This is a genomic window from Demequina zhanjiangensis (assembly GCF_030418315.1).
In the GTDB taxonomy this organism is placed as follows: domain Bacteria; phylum Actinomycetota; class Actinomycetes; order Actinomycetales; family Demequinaceae; genus Demequina; species Demequina zhanjiangensis.
Genome location: NZ_JAUHPV010000002.1, coordinates 229,496 through 247,625, shown reverse-complemented (window position 1 = coordinate 247,625; position 18,130 = coordinate 229,496). Strand labels below are relative to the sequence as shown.

Below are 18,130 nucleotides of genomic sequence, written 5' to 3'. Positions count from 1 at the left end.
GAACGGACCCGACCGGAGGAGTGTCCACATCCCGCCGGGCGGGCCCGCCCGCCACAAGCCTAAAGGTGGATGCACCCGGTGCGAGCGTTCCAGGGTCCCGACATCGCGGAGTCGTCCACGGGTCGTCTGCGGCCTGCGGCTGTCCACCGGGCCGAGCGGGGCGGCTCACCGGCTCCACGGCGCGAGTCACGATGACCGGGTGCATGCCGTGCTCGACTCCACCCCGCCGGACGACGAGCCTGGCTGGGCTGGCCCGCTGGGTCCCCTCCTGGCGCTGCCCGGCGTGACCGACGTGCTCGTCAACGGGCCCGCGGACGTCTGGCTCGACCGCGGTTCCGGGCTGGAACGGGCCGACCTGGGTGTCAGGGCGGCGCTCGCGAGCGTCAGGTCGGTGCGGGATCTCGCGGTGCGGCTCGCCTCCCTCGCGGGGCGTCGCCTGGACGACGCATCCCCGTGCGTCGATGCGCGCCTGCCCGACGGGTCTCGGCTCCACGCGGTGCTGCCTCCCGTGGCCGACGGCTGCGCGGCCGTCTCCATCCGGCGGCTCGGCGCTGGGGCGTTGGATCCGCGCGAGCTCGTCGCGAGCGGCATGGTCGATCCCGCCGGGATGCACGCCCTGCGTGACATGGTCCGACGCCGCGCCTCGCTGCTCGTCACGGGCGCCACCGGCAGCGGCAAGACGACGCTCCTGACCGCTCTGCTCTCCCTTGCGGCCCCCACCGAGCGGATCGTCGTCATCGAGGAGGCGGGGGAGGTGGCCCCGGATCACCCGCACGTGGTGCGCCTCGTGGAGCGGCGCGCGAACGTCGACGGCGCAGGCGCGGTGCCGCTCTCGGCTCTCGTCAGGGAGGCGCTGCGGATGCGTCCCGACCGCGTCGTCCTGGGAGAGTGTCGCGGGGCCGAGCTGCGAGAGGTGCTGCTCGCTTTCAATACGGGCCACCGTGGCGGGCTGGTGACCATGCACGCCAACTCGGCGGCCGACGTCCCGGCTCGGCTCACGGCGCTCGGGGCGCTCGCAGACATGCGGCCCGACGCTGTCGCGCTCCACGCCGCCGCCGCGTTCGACGCCGTGATCCACCTGGAGAGAGGTGCCGACGGGGTGCGGCGGGTCGTCGAGGTCGTGAGGCTCGTGCTTCGCGGCGGCGCGCTCGGTGTGGAACGGCTCCCGGGGCCCACCTCATGACGCGGCGTCCGCTCCCTCCGTGGACGACGCGGGAGGCGATCGCGGTGGGTGCACCGGAGCTGTCGACGGCCGCGGGGCTGTTGCGGGCCGGTGCACCTCCTGCGACGGCATGGGCAGCTGCCGGGCTGGGCGCTCCAGGGCCGGATGGCGCTCCTGCGGGGGCGCCGCCCGAGCTCGTCGCTGCGACGAGGCTCGCTCATCGAGCCGGCTGTCCTCTCGCGCCGACAGTGGAGGCTCTCGCGGGAAGGCTCGCGGACACGGAGGACGCCGAGGCCCGGGCGGAGGCAGGCGCCGCGGGCGCGCGGCTCTCGGCGCGGATCCTCGGGTGGCTCCCCGCAGTGGGGGTGGTGTTCGCGGCCGCGATCGACACGCGAGCGGTCGGGTGGCTCGTCACGAGCCCGCTCGGCGGCACCTGCCTGGTCGCGGGCCTGCTGCTGACGCTCGCGGGGCGGCGGTGGCTCGCGCGGATGGTGCGGCGCGCGACGGCGTCGCCGCCCGCGGAGGAGGCCGCCGTGCCCTTCGCGATGCTCCTCACCGAGGTGGCTGTCGCCTCCGGGCTGGACGTGCGGGGCGCACTCCAGGGGGTGGGCGGCGCGCTGGAGAGCCTGGCGCCCGAGAATGCCGAGGCGCTCGTCGAGGCGGCGTCGAGGCTCAGGGAGGGAGAGGGATGGGATGCCGCCTGGGAGGGCGCCCCGCCTCGTCTGGGTCCGCTGAAGGAGGCGCTGCGCTGGTGCTGGGTCGCGGGAGGTGCGCCGGGCCCGGCGCTCGCGGCCGCGAGGCTCGCGCTCGAGCGTGCGGAGGCCTCGCGGCGGGAGGCGAAGGTTGCGGAGCTCGGGGTGCGCGTGGCGCTGCCGCTGTCGCTGTGTCTGCTGCCCGCGTTCGTGATGATCGGGGTCGTCCCGATGCTCGCGGCGGTCGCGTCTGGCGTGGGGGTGGGGGTGGGCGTGGGGTGACCGACGGTCGCGGGCTCGCTGCGTTGCGCAGATCCTTCCTATTTACGATATTGGTTTGTCGCGTAATTCGGGCTATCCTCCCGGCGTACCGACTCGACAACCCCCGGAGCCGCAGTCATGGCCATCGCCCGCACCCTCGCAGCAGTCTGCACGTCCGTGCTCGTCCTCGCCGGCTGCGCCCAAGGAGAGACCTCAGACCCGTCGGCCACCGCCGGATCGGACGCGTCCGCGAGCTCCGACGGCACCCTCACCCTCTACTCAGGGCGCGAGGAGGATCTGGTCCAGCCCCTCATCGACCAGTTCACCGCCGACACGGGCATCGAGGTGGAGGTGCGCTACGCGGGCACCACCGAGCTCGCGGCCCTGCTCCAGGAGGAAGGCGCCGCCAGCCCCGCCGACGTGTTCCTGTCCCAGGACGCCGGCGCGCTCGGCGCCGTCGCCAAGGCGGACCTCTTCGCGACGCTCCCCGAGAGCATCACCACGGCGGTGGACCCCGGGTTCACATCCACCGACGGATCGTGGGTCGGGGTCACCGGGCGCGCTCGCGTCCTCACCTACGACAGTGAGGCGCTCGACGCCGCCGACGTCCCCGCGTCGGTGCTCGACCTCACCGACCCCGAGTGGAACGGCAAGGTCGGCATCGCGCCCACCAACGCCTCGTTCCAGTCCTTCGTCACCGCCCTGCGAGTCCTCGAGGGTGAGGACGTCGCCCGCGAGTGGCTCGAGGGCATGGTCGAGAACGATGTCCAGCTCTACCCCAAGAACACCGCGATCCTCGAGGCTGTCCAGGCGGGCGAGATCGAGCTCGGCCTCATCAACCACTACTACTGGTACCGCGCGCTCGCGGAGCTCGGCGAGGACGGGATGCGCGCCCAGCTGTCGTTCCCCGCCGCGGGCGATGCGGGCTCGATCGTCAACGTGACCGGCGCCGGCCTGTTGGACGGCGCCGCCGACGACGCGGACGCGCTCGCGTTCCTCGAGTACCTGGTGTCCGAGGACGGCCAGCAGTACTTCGTCGACGCCACCTACGAGTACCCGCTCGCGCCCGGCATCGACGCTCCCGAGGGTCTTCCCGCGCTCGCGGACCTCACCAACTCCGAGCTCGACCTCTCCGATCTCGACACCCTGGGCGACACGACCGCGCTTCTGACCGAGGTCGGCCTGCTCTAGCAGCCCCGCGATGCGCGCCGCCCTGCTCACCACGCCCGCGAACCGGGGGGCCGTGCGTCCTTCGGTCGCGCGGCTCGTGCTGACAGCGTCGGCCGTCGTGGCTGCGGGCCTCGCTTCGATCCCGCTCGTCTACCTGCTGGTGCGGGTGCTCGGCGCGGAGCCGGACGCCGTGCTCACCGCGTTGATGCGTCCCCGCACGCTCGAGCTCGCCGCGAACACCGTCGGTCTCACCGTCGCGGTCGCGGCGGCGTGCCTCGTGCTCGGCACCGCGACGGCGTGGGTGCTCAGCCAGGCGCGGCTGCCGGGCCGACGTGTGTGGACCGTGGTCTCCACGCTGCCGCTCGCGGTGCCCTCGTATGTCGCGGCGTTCGGGTGGGTGGCCCTCAGCCCTGTGCGTGGATTCTGGGGCGCGTTCCTGGTGCTGACCGTGTGCAACGTGCCGCTGGTGACGCTGCCGGCACTCGCGGCCCTCAGGATGGCGAACCCGTCGCACGAGGATGTCGCCCGGACCCTCGGGCGATCGCGTGCGCGTGCCTTCCTCGAGACGACGTGGCCGCAGATCCGACCCGCGACGCTCGCGGGCGTGCTGCTCGTCGCGCTGTACGTGCTCAGCGACTTCGGCGCGGTGGCGCTCATGCGCTTCGAGGTGTTCACGTGGGCGGTCCACTCCGCCTACACGAGCCAGTTCGACCGCACCCTCGCCGCCGCGCTCTCGACCGTCCTCGCCGCGATGGGCATCGCGCTCGTGTGGGCGGAACGCCGGCTGCGAGGCAGGGAGTCCGAGCAGGGCTCCGCGGTCACGGCCCGCGCGGCGCGAACCCCGGTGGCGCTGGGTCGGTGGACGTGGGCCGCTCCCGTCGTGCTGTCGGTCGCCCCGGTCGCCGCCGTCGTCGTCCCCATGGCGACGCTCCTGAGGTACTTCACCGGTCGCGCCGACACCGCCACGACCGTCGGGGCCGCGGACCTCGCCTCGGACGCGCTGTCCACCGTGACGCTCTCCGCGGGCGGAGCGGCGGTGGCGCTCGCGCTCGCCCTCCCCATCGGTCTGCTCGCGGCCCGGTTCCGGTCGCACCTCAGCCAGGTCCTCGAATCCGCGAGCTACATCGGTCTCGCGCTTCCCGGCATCGTGGTCGGACTCTCGCTCGTGTTCTTCTCACTCGCCGTGGTCCCGGCGCTCTACCAGTCGGTGTGGATGCTGGCGTTCGCGTACGGCGTCCTGTTCCTGCCGAAGGCCGTCGGAGCAGTGCGGGCCAGCGTCGGCCAGGTGGAGCCGGGGCTCGAGGACGTGGCGCGGACGCTCGGATCGACGCGCGCGGGAGTCTGGACGCGTGTGACCGCACGCATCGCCTGGCCTGGCATCGGCGCGGCCGTGCTGCTCGTCGCGCTCACCGCCATGAAGGAGCTGCCCGCCACCCTCCTGCTGCGTCCGACCGGCACGGATACGCTGGCGACGTCCCTGTGGCGGCTGACCGAGTCCGCGGCCTACGGTGCGGCGGCGCCCTACGCGCTGGTGCTGGTCGCCGTCGCGGCGGGACCAGCGCTGCTGCTGACCCGCGAAGCCGTCGCGACGGTCCGTGAACGGAGGGAGAGCGCGTGAGCGAGCTGCAGGTGCGCAAGGTCGTCGCCGCCTACGACGGCGCTCCCGTCGTGCACGGTGTCACGTTCACGGTCCCGTCGGGCCAGCTGGCCGCCGTGCTCGGCCCCTCCGGATCGGGCAAGTCCACGTTGATGCGCGTCATCGCCGGCCTTCACTCGCCGCTCGAGGGCGCCATCGTCGTGGGCGACCGCGTCCTCACGGGTCCGCGCGTCGAGGTCCCCCCGGAGCGGCGCCGGATCGGCCTGGTCCCGCAGGACGCTGCGCTGTTCCCTCACCTCGATGCGCGAGCGAACGTCGCCTTCGGTCTGCCCCGCGCCGAGCGGGCGGGAAGCCGCCCCGACGAGCTGCTCACGATGGTCGGCCTCGAAGGCCTCGGCTCGCGCATGCCAGGCGAGCTCTCCGGCGGGCAGCGTCACAGGGTCGCGCTCGCGCGTGCCCTCGCTCCCCAGCCCGACGTGATCCTCCTGGACGAGCCCTTCTCCGCGCTCGACGCCTCCCTCCGTGCCGAGGTGCGGGCGCAGGTCCGGCAGGTGCTTCGCCGCACCCGCACGACCGCGGTGCTCGTGACCCATGACCAGGACGAGGCGCTCTCCATGGCCGACATCGTCGCCGTGCTCGACGGAGGCCGACTGGTGCAGGTGGGATCGCCCACCGAGATCTACGAGTCGCCGCACTCCCGGTGGCTCGCGCAGTTCGTGGGCGGCGCGGTGGTGCTCCCCGGCACCTGGACCGGAGGCGCCGTCACGTGCGCGCTGGGCGAGGTGCCCGCCACTCTCGGACTCGGTGAGACAGCGCACGCAGGGGATCGCGTGGAAGTGGCCGTGCGCTCGGAGCATCTCGTGCTCGAGCGGCCCGATCACGCGTCCGACGGGACGGTGGCGTTGGTGAGGAACGTCGCCTACTTCGGGCACGACGCCGTGGTCACCTTGGATCTGCCCGGCGTTCAAGACCCCGTGGAGGCGCGGGTGATCGGCGGTTCGCCCGTGGTCCCCGACACCGAGGTGAGGGTGCGGGTCGCACGGCCTGGCATCGCCTTCGCCGCGGAGCGTCCCGCCTGAGCGTGGCCCCTACGAGACGGTGATCTGGAACTCCATGCCGAGCGCGCGGTGGTTCCCGATCGAGCAGTAGAGCGTGTACGTGCCGGGCTCAAGGTCGACCGAGAGGGTGGCCGTCTCCTGAGGCCCGATGACCGCGGTCGCGCCGCCGGGACCGCCTTCGAGCACCAGGTCGTGGTCGGCGCCACCGTCGTTGCGCAGTTCGAAGACGACCGTGCCCGCGGGAACCTCGGTGGTCGAGACGATGTAGGTGAACTCGACTGCCGAGACCTCCACGACGGCCGATTCGGCGGCGTCGGGCTCGGCTGGCGCGGTGGACGCGGTGCTCGCGCTGGACGGGTCGGAGCCGCTCGGAGTCGCAGTGCCCGGCGCGCTGGTGGTGGCGGTCTCTGACGGCACGTCGCCCGAGCCTGAGCTCGTGGTGTCCGGGCTGCCGGTGCATGCGGCGAGCAGCAGCGCGAGGACGGCGATCGAGGCGGCGAGGACGGTGCGTGAGGACGCGGGCGCGGTGCGGTTCATCGGGGACCTCCGGATCCGTGTGCGCGGACTTTCACGGTACGTCAGGGGCGTGTCGCCTGCTCGCCCAGGGCGTGCACAGTCCCCGCGTTCTGGCCCGTTCATCCACCGATCGCGAAGGCTCGTGCCCCTCGCGATCCCTGCTCGGCGAGGCTGAAGGCCCGAGGAGAGGAGGCCCAGATGGCCGAGCAGACAGAGCACGTTTCCACCTGTGAATGCGAGTTGTCGGAGTGCGAGCGGATCGAGCTGGAGCTCGCACGAGAGCGGGCGCGAGAGCGAGCTCGCGCCTGGGACGACCGCGGCATGGCGACCGTGGAGTACGCGATGGTGACGGTCGCCGCCGCGGCGTTCGCCGGGGTGCTCGCGGTCCTCATCCGCTCCGACGAGGTGCGTGAGCTTCTCGCCGGAGTGATCAGGGGAGCCTTCGGCGGGTGAGGCGCCCATCGTCTCGCGACGACGGGTCGGCGGCCGTCGAGCTGGCGGCCGCCATGCCCGCCGTCGCCCTGCTGCTGGGCGCCGTGGCGGGCGCCGGGGTGTGGGGCGCGCGTCAGGTCGCGGCACAGCAGGCCGCTGGAGCGGCGGCGCGTGCGGTGCTGGTGGGCGAGCCCGGACAAGCTGCCGCGGCCGCCGCGTCTGCTGTCGGAGACGGCGCCACGGTGAGCGTCGCGGAGTCGGGAGCGTCGGTCATCGTCACCGTGGTCGTCGAGGCGGGTGGCTGGCTTCCCGACGCCCGGGCCAGCGTGGTCGTCACGGACGCGCCGTGAGGGTCGAGCAGGCAGTTCGGCTGCGCCGGTGGCCCCGGGCGCGGGACCTGAATCTCGAGCGAGGCTCGGCCGTGCCAGTCGTCGTCGGGCTGATCGCCTGCGCCGTCGCGCTCGCGGTCGCGGTGGCGGGGCTGGCGGGGCAGTCGGCTCGGGGAACTCGCGCCCAGGCGATCGCCGACGCGGCGGCGTTGGCGGGCGCGTTCGCGGAGCGGCGGGACGGCGACGGATGCGTCGTGGCGTCGCATCTTGCCGCGGCCAACGCCGCGGTGGTGGTGGTCTGTACGGCCGAGGATCGCGCGGACGTTCAGGTCACAGTTTGGGTCGGCTCGGGAGCTCTGGTCGGGACGGCTGTCGCCCGTGCGGGCCCCGCGTTCTCGCGCTAGGCCTCAGAGGTTCGGCGCACGGCGCACAGACGCCGAGTGGGCAGCGGCGTGCGGCTCCGGGCTACTGCCCCGTCGGCTTGACGTAGATGAGGCTCGAGTCGCTGCCGTCGGGGCGTTGCAGCGCGCCCACCGTGACGTAGTCGAGCGCCACCTGTGGATCCGGCGCGGCTTGGTCGTACTCCGCGAAGAACATGACGACGAAGTCGAAGCCGTCCGCAGGCACCGACTCGAGCTCCGGGGAGCCGAGATCCACCGACCCCGACAGATCGCCGCGGTCGCACCGATCCCCGGCATCGACGCCGCTCGCGGTCGCGCCCTCGAACGTCGCCTCTGAGATGCCGATCTCAGGCACCGACTCTCGCGACGGGTCGTCGGGCTGCGTCGGCCAGGATTGGGGCGTCATGGTGCCGGAGACCGCCCAGCATGCGACCCCTGTCTCGGTCGCCGTGCCGGGCAGGGCTGCCGCGACGGCGACGTTGAAGACGCTGTCGGTGCCATCGACGAGGGAGCCGTCGAAGGTGAAGTCGATGCCGATCCAGTAGGGGTCCTCACGTGTGCCCGCGCCTCCGGGGACGGTCTGGTCCGGCGACGGGCTCGGGTCGGCCTCCACCGTCTCAGTCACCGTGACGGAAGGAGTGTGGGTGGCGTCCGACGGGCTGGGCTCCGGCTCGTCGTCCGACGTGGCCGGCCCCCATGCGATCCAGGCGACGATGCCGAGCGCGATCAGGGCCACGGTCGCGACCACCCACGCCACTGCGGTGGAACGCGAGCGCGCCCGACCGTCCGAAGCGCCCCCGCCGCGGGAAGGATCGTCGTGCTGTGCCATGGTCGCCTCCGGAGAGCACCTGAGGCGCCCTCATCTCCATCGTAGGCTCGGCGCGGAGCGGGCGCCCGGGGAGTGATCTCCGGAGAGCGAGGGCGCTCTCGTGCCTGATCAGGCAGGGTGCTCTAGGCTCGCGAGGTGTGAGCAGCGCATCGCATCCGAGCCTCAAGCAGCTGGTCCTCGTCTCGATCCCGGCGCTCGTGGTCGGTGTGCTGTCGGGTCTGCTCCTCGCGGGCATCGACATCGTCGCAGAGGCGCTCGAGCACACGCTGTGGGAGACGATCCCGTCGTCCCTGGGCGTCCAGGAGCACGCCGGCTGGTGGACGCTGGTGGTGATGACGGTCATCGGCGCCCTCGTCGGCCTGGCCCTGTGGAAGGTGCCAGGACACGGCGGCCACGACTCCGCGACGGTCGAGCTCTTCGCCCCGGTCCTCAGGCTCAGCGCCCTTCCCGGGGTCGCGCTCGTCCTGATCCTCGGGCTCGCAGGCGGCGTCAGCCTCGGCCCCGAGAGCCCGATCATCGCGATCGACGTGGCGCTCACCGTGTGGCTGCTCGGCAAGATCGCTCCCGGCATCGGCACGCAGGGCGCCTTCATGCTCGCCGCGGCAGGCATGCTCGGCGCGATGTTCGGCACACCCGTCGCCGCCGCGCTCCTGCTGACCGAGCTGGTCGCCGCCGCGAAGCGCGGCGGCCTGCTCTGGGACCGGCTCTTCGCCCCCCTGATCGCAGCCGGGGCCGCCACCATCACCATGCAGCTCTTGCATGCGCAGTCTTTCGCGCTCGACCTGCCCGAGTACACGGACCCGCGCCTCGTCGACCTGGCCACCGCGTCGGCCGTCGCGCTGATCGCCGCAGTGCTCGGCGTTCTCGCGTCGATCGCCATGCCGCCCCTGCACGCCCTCTTCCGCAGGCTTCGCCACCCTCTGCTCTACGTGACCGTGGGCGGCGTGGTGCTGGGACTGCTCGGCTGGATCGGCGGACCGCTGACCCTGTTCAAGGGAGCGAACGAGACCGGCGAGCTGATCGCCGAGATGGACTCTTACGGCACCTGGCAGCTGCTCGGCATGGCGCTCATCAAGACCGCGGCCCTGGTCGTCGCCGCCGCTGCCGGCTTCCGAGGCGGCCGCATCTTCCCCGCGGTCTTCATCGGTTCCGCGGCCGGCCTGTTCGGCTACTCGCTCATGCCGGACATGCCGCTCGCGCTCGCGGTCGCGGCGGGCGTGCTCGGTGCGGTGCTCGCGATCGGCCGCAACGGCTGGCTCGCACTGTTCATGGCCGCGGTGTTCGGCGGATCGATGGCCAGCCTCACGGTGCTCACCCTGGCGCTCCTGCCGGTCTGGCTGCTGGTCGCGCGCGCCCCAGAGATGATCGTCGGGGAAGGCGAGCCTGACGACCTCGACGAGCGCGACGCGTCGTACCTGGACCCGCACGAGCCGACGACGGCAGAGGCGGGACCCACCGAGAGGTGAGCCCCGCCTCAGCCTGCGGAGAGGGTCAGGTCGTGACGGTCACGGTGCCGAGCGACGTCCACACGGTCAGCTCGACCCAGTCGTAGTTGGCATCAGGATCAGGGACAGGCATCGCGTCGGCGGCTCCCGACGAGCCCTCGGTGGACTCCCCGTCGCTCGCGAAGCCCTCCACTGCCGCACCCTCCTCGACTGCGGGCATGTCGTACTCGTAGTAGCCCGCGCCCGAGTCGACATAGATGCTGCGCTGGTCGAGCACCGTGTAGGTGCCGGCCGCCAGCGAACCGATCTGGTCGCACGTGCTCACGTCGCGCCACAGGTAGGTCCCGGTGTAGGCCTCGCCGGGGGACATGAAGCCGTCGGTGAAGTACTCCGGTGCGATCAGCGACGACTCGGCCGAGTCGGCCGCGCCCTCCATCATCACGATGCCGCCGTTCCGGTCGGCGTTCGTCGGGTAGGCCTGTGCGACCACGCGGCCGTCCTGGACCAGCACCAGGTTCGGCTGACCGCCGTCCCAGAAGGGAAGCGTCCAGTCCGACACGTTGGTCACGGCGGCGTCGATCGCGGGGTTGCCGTCCACGATCCAGCCGTAGCTCACCGAGACGCGCGAGGGCAGCGGCGCGGACACGTCGACCAGGTCGATCACCGCCGACTCGCTCGGGAAGGCGCTGTCGACTCCTGGCTCGTAGCTGCAGCCGAACCACTGGCGCGACCACAGGTCGCCGTCGGTCTGGGTGCTGTCGTTCGTGAGCACCACGCGCTGGCTGCCTGCCGCCATGTCCCACGCTCCCGTGAGGCCCTGCTCGTACAGCGAGCGCGCCGTGTCGGGCGTGAGCAGGTCGTCGGGGGTCTCGACGGGTCCCGGTGCGGGCTCAGGGACGCCGAGGTACTGGGCGAACGGGTCCTCGATCCGGTCCCCGTCGATGGTGAAGGCGAGCGGCTCGGCCACCACGCGGAAGCCCTGGTCGGCGGCGAGTCCGCTGCTCGCCGCTCCGTCAGTGGACGTGCCCATGTCGCTGTCGGCCATGCCCGAGCTGGAAGCGTCACCGTTGTCGTTGCTCACCGCGCTGTCGGGGTCGAGGGGCTCGACGGTCGGCTCGACAGGGTCCACCGACTCCTCGGTGAGGTCAGGCTCCGGCACGCCCGTCTCCTCCGGCGCTGCGGTGGAGTCGGGGTCCGTCGGGAGGGTCGGCTCAGCGATCGGCTCGGTGCTCCAGAACTCCTGGGCAAGCACCAGCTCGTAGTCGGCGGCCGGCAGCGGGGCGCCGTCCCAGCAGTTGACGAGCTCGATCCCGGACTCGTCGGTGTACGACTCACCTGACTCGAGGTCGAGCAGGAAGAGGTCGTCGGTGAACACGTCGTCGGGTCCCGGGTACTTGCCGACGACCACGCCGTCCCACAGCACGTACGCGTAGGTGAGCGGTCGCCCGGCGCCGAGAGACACGTCGTCGCGGGCCGTCGTGGTCGTCTCCCACGAGAGCATCTCGGCGGGCTCGTAGGCGGTGACGTCGGCATCCCCGCGGGTCAGCGCCGCGTCGAGCGTCACGGGTGAGTCCCCGTACGCCAGCCCCTCCACGGTGCCGCCGCAGAAGCCCGACGCGAGCATCGTGCCGCCCGCGTCGTCCATCGCCGTTTCAGGGAGCCCCGCCGCCATGTCGGCGCCGTCGCTGCCCGAGCTGCCCCCGAGGTTCGGCGCCACGACGCCCACCGCGAGCAGGGCCACGCCTGCCGTCGCCAGCAGGCCCGTGCCTCCGGCCCGCAGCGACCTGCGCCGCTGCACCCGTCGTGCCGCCTCGACCGCAGAGATCTGCATGCCGTCCACGGGCGCCTTGTCGGCCGCGCCGTGCAGAGAATCCGAAAGCCTCATGATCAGCTCCTTCCACCGCGATCGGAGACGAGGGTCGTCTCGACCTGCCTGTCGGCATCGTCGAGAGCCCCCAATGCCTGCTCCAGATGGGCGATACCGTCGCTGAGGTACCGCTTCACCGTCCCGTCGGCGATCCCCAGCTCCTTCGCGATGGAAGGCACGGTGAGATCGTCGAAGTACCTCAGGACGACGCATGCGCGTACCCGTGGTGGCAGCGTCCGCAGAGCGTCGGCCACCTCCGCGCCGGCGTCGATGGGGGCGAACTCGTCGCCGCCCACCTCCTCCGGCTGGAACAGGTGACGGACCTTCTGCCAACGCTGGCCGCGCCGGTACTGATCGATGAAGACCGTGGTGATCGCCCGTCGGACGTAGGCCTCGGCCTTGTCGATCTCCAGGCCCGCGCGGGGCTTGGCGAACGTCTTGACCAGGGCGTCCTGCACGAGGTCCTGTGCTTGCACAGGGTCCCCGCACACCAGGTAGGCGTAGCCCAGCAACGCTCGTTCGCGTGTGCGCACGAGCTGTTCCATCGTGGCTCGCCAGTCGCTCATCCTCGATCCCCTCGCATGGCTGTCATGAGGCGCTCTCGCAATGTCGACGCACGACCTGCGAAAAACGTTGGGGCGCGCGTCAGCGGGTGCACCTGCACCTATCGTCCCTTAAAGTCGGGTTACCGAGCCCGCGGTGACAACGGAGTTCCTGCGGGATGTCCCCTCAGGAGGGCGTCATGCGCGTCGCCGTGTCCGAGCCCGTCGAGCTCGGTTCGTCAAGCATCGTCATCGTGGTCGTGATCGGTCTGATCGCCGCCGCCGCACTCGTGCTCTCGTGGACTCTGCGCCAACAGGTGCTGAAGGCGCGCGAGGGCACGGAGAAGATGCAGGAGATCGCCGGGGCGGTGCAGGAGGGTGCGTCGGCCTATCTCAACCGTCAGCTGCGCACGCTCGCGGTGTTCGCGGCAGTGGTGTTCGCGTTGCTGTTCCTGCTGCCGGGCGACGCGGGCGTCCGGTGGGGCCGGTCGCTGTTCTTCCTGCTGGGCGCGGGCTGCTCGGCGACGATCGGCTACATGGGCATGTGGCTCGCTGTGCGGGCGAACGTGCGGGTCGCATCGGCGGCGACGGAGCCCGACGGGCGCGCGAAGGGCGCGAGGATCGCGTTCCGCACGGGCGGGGCCGTGGGCATGGGCGTGGTGGGTCAGGGCCTCGCAGGTGCGGCTGCCGTGGTCTTCCTCTTCCGTGAGAACGCGCCGGCGGTGCTCGAGGGCTTCGGCTTCGGCGCCGCGCTGCTCGCCATGTTCATGCGCGTGGGCGGCGGCATCTTCACCAAGGCGGCCGACGTGGGGGCCGACCTGGTCGGCAAGGTCGAGCAGCACATCCCCGAAGATGACCCCCGCAATGCGGCGACCATCGCCGACAACGTGGGCGACAACGTCGGCGACTGCGCGGGCATGGCGGCCGACCTGTTCGAGTCCTACGCCGTCACCCTCGTGGCCGCGCTGATCCTGGGCAAGGCGGCGTTCGGTGAGGACGGGCTGGTCTTCCCGCTCATCATCACCGCGGTCGGCGCGCTCGTCGCCACGATCGGCATCTTCGTCACCAAGGTCCGTCGCGGCGAGTCCGGCCTCAAGGCCATCAACCGTGGCTTCTACCTCTCGGCGCTCGTGGGCGCGGTCCTCTCCGCGATCGCCGCGTACGTCTACCTGCCGGGCTCGTTCGCCGAGCTGTCCGGCTCGAGGCTCGCGGACCTGGACGGCGACCCGCGGCTGATGGCCACTGTCGCGGTGTTCGTGGGAATCGGCCTCGCCGGGCTGATCCTGTGGCTCACCGGCTACTTCACCGACACGGCAGCCACGCCGACGCGGAGGGTCGCCAGGACGTCGCTCACCGGCGCCGCGACCGTCGTCCTGTCCGGCATCGGCCTGGGCCTCACGTCGGCCGTGTACACCGCCACCGTGATCGCGGGCGCGGTGGTCATCCTGTTCTTCGTGGCGGGCTCGTCGATCCCGCTGGCGCTCTTCCTGGTCTCGCTGGCCGGCTGCGGACTGCTCACCACCGTCGGCGTGATCGTCGCGATGGACACCTTCGGGCCGGTCAGCGACAACGCCCAGGGCATCGCCGAGATGTCCGGCGAGGTCGACGAGGAGGCCGCGCAGACCCTCACCGACCTGGACGCCGTCGGCAACACCACCAAGGCCATCACCAAGGGAATCGCCATCGCGACCGCCGTGCTCGCCGCGACGGCGCTGTTCGGCTCCTACTCCGACGCCGTGGAGACCGCCTTGGCAGACGCTGCCGCCGCGATGGACTCCGTCGACTTCGCGATCATCAGCCCCATGACGCTCGTGGGCGTCATCATCGGCGGCGCGACGGTGTTCCTCTTCTCCGGGCTCGCGATCGACGCTGTCACCCGCGCCGCCTCCGCGATCGTGTTCGAGGTCCGCCGCCAGTTCCGCGAGATGCCCGGCATCATGACCGGCCAGCAGCGCCCCGAGTACGGCCGCGTCGTGGACATCTGCACCCGCGACTCCCTGCGCGAGCTCGCGACCCCCGGACTGCTCGCCGCGATGGCGCCCATCTTCGTCGGCTTCGGGCTGGGCGTAGGCGCGCTCGCAGGCTTCCTCGCCGGGGCGATCGGCACAGGCGTGCTCATGGCGGTGTTCCTCGCCAACTCCGGCGGCGCATGGGACAACGCCAAGAAGATCGTCGAGGACGGCCACCATGGCGGCAAGTACTCGCCCGCCCACGAGGCGACCGTCATCGGTGACACCATCGGCGACCCGTTCAAGGACACGGCGGGCCCCGCGATCAACCCGCTCATCAAGGTCATGAACCTCGTGGCGCTGCTCATCGCGCCCGCAGTCGTCGCGCTCAGCTTCGGCGACGGCGCCAACGCGTGGCTGCGATGGGGGATCGCGCTGATCGCGGCCGCGCTCGCCGTCGTCGCGGTGATGGCGGCCGGGCGTCGGGCCCACGCAGGCGACGTGGAGCACGAGGCGGACAAGGCGGCGGCGACGACGGACTAGCAGTGTCCGACAGTTCGAACCATTTCAGCGCCGACTCGCCAGCGTGTCGCGCCCCGATGCGGCGTGTCCCCGGCGTGTCGCGGCTGGGATTGGTGCGAACTGTCGCGCGGCCGGGTGGCGGCAGGGCCGGGGCAGGGCTGGGGACCCGGGGCCACGTCGCGGGCGCTACCGCGCACCGCCGCGCTGGAAGGTAGACGTTCTCAAAAGTTGGACACACGTCCGAAACGAAGCAGTGCCAAGATGCGCGTATGTCCCGTTCTCGCACCGTAGGACCTCTCGCGGGCGTCGTCGGCGCCCTCGTGGTGGTCGAGGCGACGTCCGGAGTCATCCAGGGCTTCTACACGCCCCTGCTGACCGACGTCGCCCGCAACCTCGACATCCACGACTCCGACATCAACTGGTTCGAGGCCGCGCAGCTGCTGCTGAGCGCCATCGTCGTGCCGCTGCTCGCGCGCCTGGGCGACATGATCGGCCACCGCAAGGTGCTGATCGGCTCGCTGATCGTGACCGCCGCAGCGTCGTGGGGGATCGCGTTCGCGCCGTCGTTCTGGCTGTTCACGCTCGTGTGGGCGATCCAGGGCTTCTACGTGGTGTGGCTGCCGATGAACGTGTCGATCATCCACGCCCGCGCGCGCAAGCATCCGAACACGGCGGAGCTCACGAGCAAGGGTGCCGGCCTGATCGTGGTCGCGCTCGAGGCGGGTGCGATCGGTGGCGCGCTCGTCGCGGGACAGCTCGGCGGCCTGCTGCCGCTGTGGATGACCCTGTCGGTGCCCGCGGTCCTGGTGACGATCGCGCTGTTCGTCGTGATCTTCAAGGTCGAGGACCCCGGCACACGCGCCGGAGGCAAGATCGACTCGTCCGGCACCGTGCTCCTCTCGCTGGCGCTGCTTGCGATCACCGGCGGTCTCGCACTGGCCCGCGTCAACGGCTTCACCCCGTTCGTGTGGGGTGTGATCCTCGCCGGCGGTGCCCTGCTGTGGTGGTTCGTCGAGGTGGAGAAGCGCAAGGACGACCCCGTCATCGACATGCACCTCATCTCCCGGCCGACGCTGTGGCCCGTCATCCTCACCTCCGCCCTGTTCGGGGTGTCGGTGCTGGGCGCGCAGGGGCCGCTGTCCACGTTCGCGGGCACGAACCCCGACGAGGTCGGCTACGGACTGGGCCTCGCGTCTGCCGAGCGCTCCTATCTGATCGGCGCGTACGTGCTGTCGCTGCTGATCGGGGCCGCGCTCTACGCCCGCATCTCCCGCATCTTCCAGCCGCGCCCGGTGCTGATCGCCGCCGCGGGCCTGGTGGGTGCCGGCTACCTGCTGCTCGTGCCCTTCCATGGCGGGGTGCTGATCGTGGCGTCCCTGATGATCGTGGCCGGTCTCGGTTCGGGCGCGCTCGTCGCCGCTCTGCCCGCCACGGCGGCGGCCGCGGCGCCCCCGCATCAGACCGGCGTCGCCACGGGCCTGACGAACACGACCAAGACGCTCGGAGGTGCGTTCGCGTCGGCGATCTTCGCGCTCGCGCTCGCGTCCGGCGTGGACTCCGAGACGACCACCGCGGCCTCACTCTCCGGCTACCAGACCGTGTGGGCCATCTGCGGCGTCACCGCGATCATCGCCGTCGGCGCTCTCCTCACCGTGCCCAAGGTGGCGTTCACGTCGGCCGACCCCGACGCCGAGGGCCTGGGGGAGGGCTCCGACGCGCTCGCGCTCGAAGCCATCGGGCCCGACGTCGTGGTCTCCGAGACCCAGCGTCGACCCCGGCCCCCGGAAGCCCCCGCACCGCAGTCCCCTGACATCGCACAGGAGGATGAACGATGAGCGCAGACGACGTGCTCGGCTCGGGTCCCGGCTATGAGGACAGGGGCCCCGACGTCAGGGACGTGCCGTCCGCGGGTGCGTGGAACCCGGCCGACGGGGTGGCGAGCCCGGCCGACGCCGCCGCCACTGCCGAGCGCCTCGCGGCGCTCGTGCGCATCCCGACCGTCACGCCGGGCACCGAAGGCGACCTGACTCCTGAGCAGGCCGCGGTCTTCGCGCGCTTCCACGAGGCCCTCACCGAGCTCTACCCGCGCGTGCTCGACCACGATCCCGAGATCGTCGGTCGTGCGGGCCTGCTGATCCGGATCCCGGGCGTCGCGTCGGACCGTCCCGTCGTGCTCATGGCCCACCAGGACGTCGTCCCGATCCCCGAGGACTGGAAGGCCGAAGGCTGGGAGCATCCGCCGTTCGATGGCGTCATCGAGGACGGCTGGGTCTACGGGCGCGGCACGCTCGACGACAAGGGTGCGCTCGTCGTCCTGCTGGACGCCGTCGAGTCGCTGCTCGCCGAGGGGTGGACCCCTCCGCAGGACCTGCTGCTGCTGATGGGCGCCGACGAGGAGTCGTACGGCTCGTGCGCGATCGAGGCGACCGCGCTGCTCAAGGAACGTGGCGTGAAGCCGTGGCTCGTGCTCGACGAGGGCGGGGCCGTCACGCTCGGCGCCTTCCCTGGGCTCGACTCGGAGGCCGCGGTGATCGGCGTCTCCGAGAAGGGCATCGCGACGGTCCGCCTCACGGTCGAATCGACCGGCGGCCATGCCTCGACGCCGCCCAAGGAGTCGGCGCCCGGCATCCTCGCGCGGGCGCTCGACCGCATCGAGAGGCACCCGCATCCGTCGTCCATGAACGACGTGTCGGTCGAGATGTTCGAGACCGTCGGGCCCCACGTGAAGGGGCGCCTGGGGGGCATCCTGAGCCGGGCCGGGTCGCTGAAGGCAGTGCTCACCAAGGCCCTGCCGGGCATCAGCCCGGAGATGGCCGCGATGGTCCGCACCACGACCGCGATCACCCAGCTCCAGGGAAGCCCAGGGCATAACGTGCTCGCCACGTCGGCCTCGGCGATCCTCAACATGCGCATCGCGGTCGGCAGCTCCGTCGCGAAGGCGGTGAAGCACATCCGCCGCACCGTGCGCGACAAGCGAGTGACGATCGAGATCCTCGAGTCCTACGAGCCGTCGCCCGTCTCGCCCAGCGGTACCGACCCGCGGTGGGAGCTCCTCAAGGGCGCCGTCGCCGCGTCGTACCCGGACGCTGTGACGCTTCCGTATGTGATGCTCGCGGCCTCCGACGCCCGGCATGTCGCGTCGATCGCGCCGGCCACCTACCGGTTCGCGCCGCTCAGGATGAACTCTGCGCAGCGGACCGCCGTGCATGGGCCGAACGAGAAGGTCGAGGTCGAGTCGCTCGGTCGCGGCGTCGCGTTCTACAGGGCGTTGCTGACCGGGATCTGAGGCGCGGGGAGTGCTGCTCGGACAGTGCGAACCACGCTGAACCGCGCCACACCGAGAGAAGGTCCACGGGCG

The 18,130-nt window shown here is 71.8% G+C and carries 16 protein-coding genes; 12 read left to right on the top strand and 4 right to left on the bottom strand.

Going from position 1 to position 18,130, the window contains the following annotated elements:
* Positions 1 to 199 precede the first annotated feature (199 nt).
* From QQX04_RS03755 to QQX04_RS03735, 5 genes are all read left to right on the top strand, one after another.
* Positions 200 to 1,183: a TadA family conjugal transfer-associated ATPase gene (locus QQX04_RS03755; RefSeq protein ID WP_301126411.1), complete on the top strand. Its 984-nt coding sequence runs from the start codon at positions 200 to 202 to the stop codon at positions 1,181 to 1,183.
* Positions 1,184 to 1,410: 227 nt separating this feature from the next.
* Entirely contained in the window at positions 1,411 to 2,136 is a 726-nt protein-coding gene (locus QQX04_RS03750) for a hypothetical protein (RefSeq protein WP_301126409.1), read from the top strand.
* A 117-nt stretch (positions 2,137 to 2,253) separates the two neighbouring features.
* Positions 2,254 to 3,306, top strand: coding sequence for an iron ABC transporter substrate-binding protein (locus QQX04_RS03745; protein ID WP_301126406.1), 1,053 nt, complete (start codon positions 2,254 to 2,256; stop codon positions 3,304 to 3,306).
* 10 nt (positions 3,307 to 3,316) lie between these two features.
* Positions 3,317 to 4,903: an ABC transporter permease gene (locus QQX04_RS03740; RefSeq protein WP_301126404.1), complete on the top strand. Its 1,587-nt coding sequence runs from the start codon at positions 3,317 to 3,319 to the stop codon at positions 4,901 to 4,903.
* Positions 4,900 to 5,961 (top strand): ABC transporter ATP-binding protein, encoded by a 1,062-nt coding sequence (locus tag QQX04_RS03735; RefSeq protein WP_301126402.1) that lies wholly within the window; start codon positions 4,900 to 4,902, stop codon positions 5,959 to 5,961. The genes QQX04_RS03740 and QQX04_RS03735 overlap by 4 nt, the downstream gene beginning before the upstream one ends.
* Positions 5,962 to 5,970: 9 nt before the next feature.
* Here QQX04_RS03735 and QQX04_RS03730 read toward each other — a convergent pair whose 3' ends face one another.
* On the bottom strand, positions 5,971 to 6,477 hold the full coding sequence (locus tag QQX04_RS03730) for a cupredoxin domain-containing protein (RefSeq protein WP_301126399.1): 507 nt from the start codon (positions 6,475 to 6,477) through the stop codon (positions 5,971 to 5,973).
* A gap of 177 nt (positions 6,478 to 6,654) precedes the next feature.
* On the opposite strand from QQX04_RS03730, the gene QQX04_RS03725 reads away from it, so the two are divergent.
* From QQX04_RS03725 to QQX04_RS03715, 3 genes are all read left to right on the top strand, one after another.
* Entirely contained in the window at positions 6,655 to 6,909 is a 255-nt protein-coding gene (locus tag QQX04_RS03725; RefSeq protein ID WP_301126397.1) for a DUF4244 domain-containing protein, read from the top strand.
* Entirely contained in the window at positions 6,906 to 7,238 is a 333-nt protein-coding gene (locus tag QQX04_RS03720; RefSeq protein WP_301126396.1) for a pilus assembly protein TadE, read from the top strand. Before QQX04_RS03725 ends, QQX04_RS03720 begins: the two co-directional genes overlap by 4 nt.
* Before the next feature lie 71 nt (positions 7,239 to 7,309).
* Positions 7,310 to 7,621, top strand: coding sequence for a hypothetical protein (locus QQX04_RS03715; protein WP_301126393.1), 312 nt, complete (start codon positions 7,310 to 7,312; stop codon positions 7,619 to 7,621).
* 61 nt (positions 7,622 to 7,682) lie between these two features.
* Here QQX04_RS03715 and QQX04_RS03710 read toward each other — a convergent pair whose 3' ends face one another.
* Positions 7,683 to 8,447 (bottom strand): hypothetical protein, encoded by a 765-nt coding sequence (locus QQX04_RS03710; protein WP_301126390.1) that lies wholly within the window; start codon positions 8,445 to 8,447, stop codon positions 7,683 to 7,685.
* 137 nt (positions 8,448 to 8,584) lie between these two features.
* On the opposite strand from QQX04_RS03710, the gene QQX04_RS03705 reads away from it, so the two are divergent.
* Positions 8,585 to 9,913 (top strand): ion channel protein, encoded by a 1,329-nt coding sequence (locus tag QQX04_RS03705; RefSeq protein WP_301126386.1) that lies wholly within the window; start codon positions 8,585 to 8,587, stop codon positions 9,911 to 9,913.
* Between the two features lie 25 nt (positions 9,914 to 9,938).
* Here the strand turns inward: QQX04_RS03705 and QQX04_RS03700 are convergent, their stop codons facing one another.
* Positions 9,939 to 11,777 carry a hypothetical protein gene (locus tag QQX04_RS03700; protein WP_301126384.1) on the bottom strand — a complete coding sequence of 613 codons (1,839 nt, stop codon included), beginning with the start codon at positions 11,775 to 11,777 and terminating at the stop codon, positions 9,939 to 9,941.
* Between the two features lie 2 nt (positions 11,778 to 11,779).
* The gene (locus QQX04_RS03695) at positions 11,780 to 12,325 is read right to left on the bottom strand and encodes a SigE family RNA polymerase sigma factor (protein WP_301126383.1); all 546 of its coding nucleotides are present in this window, start codon (positions 12,323 to 12,325) and stop codon (positions 11,780 to 11,782) included.
* Between the two features lie 176 nt (positions 12,326 to 12,501).
* On the opposite strand from QQX04_RS03695, the gene QQX04_RS03690 reads away from it, so the two are divergent.
* From QQX04_RS03690 to QQX04_RS03680, 3 genes are all read left to right on the top strand, one after another.
* Positions 12,502 to 14,793, top strand: coding sequence for a sodium-translocating pyrophosphatase (locus tag QQX04_RS03690; RefSeq protein ID WP_301126378.1), 2,292 nt, complete (start codon positions 12,502 to 12,504; stop codon positions 14,791 to 14,793).
* Between the two features lie 248 nt (positions 14,794 to 15,041).
* The gene (locus tag QQX04_RS03685; protein WP_301126376.1) at positions 15,042 to 16,607 is read left to right on the top strand and encodes an MFS transporter; all 1,566 of its coding nucleotides are present in this window, start codon (positions 15,042 to 15,044) and stop codon (positions 16,605 to 16,607) included.
* Positions 16,604 to 18,058, top strand: coding sequence for a M20/M25/M40 family metallo-hydrolase (locus QQX04_RS03680; protein WP_301126373.1), 1,455 nt, complete (start codon positions 16,604 to 16,606; stop codon positions 18,056 to 18,058). The genes QQX04_RS03685 and QQX04_RS03680 overlap by 4 nt, the downstream gene beginning before the upstream one ends.
* Positions 18,059 to 18,130 lie beyond the last annotated feature (72 nt).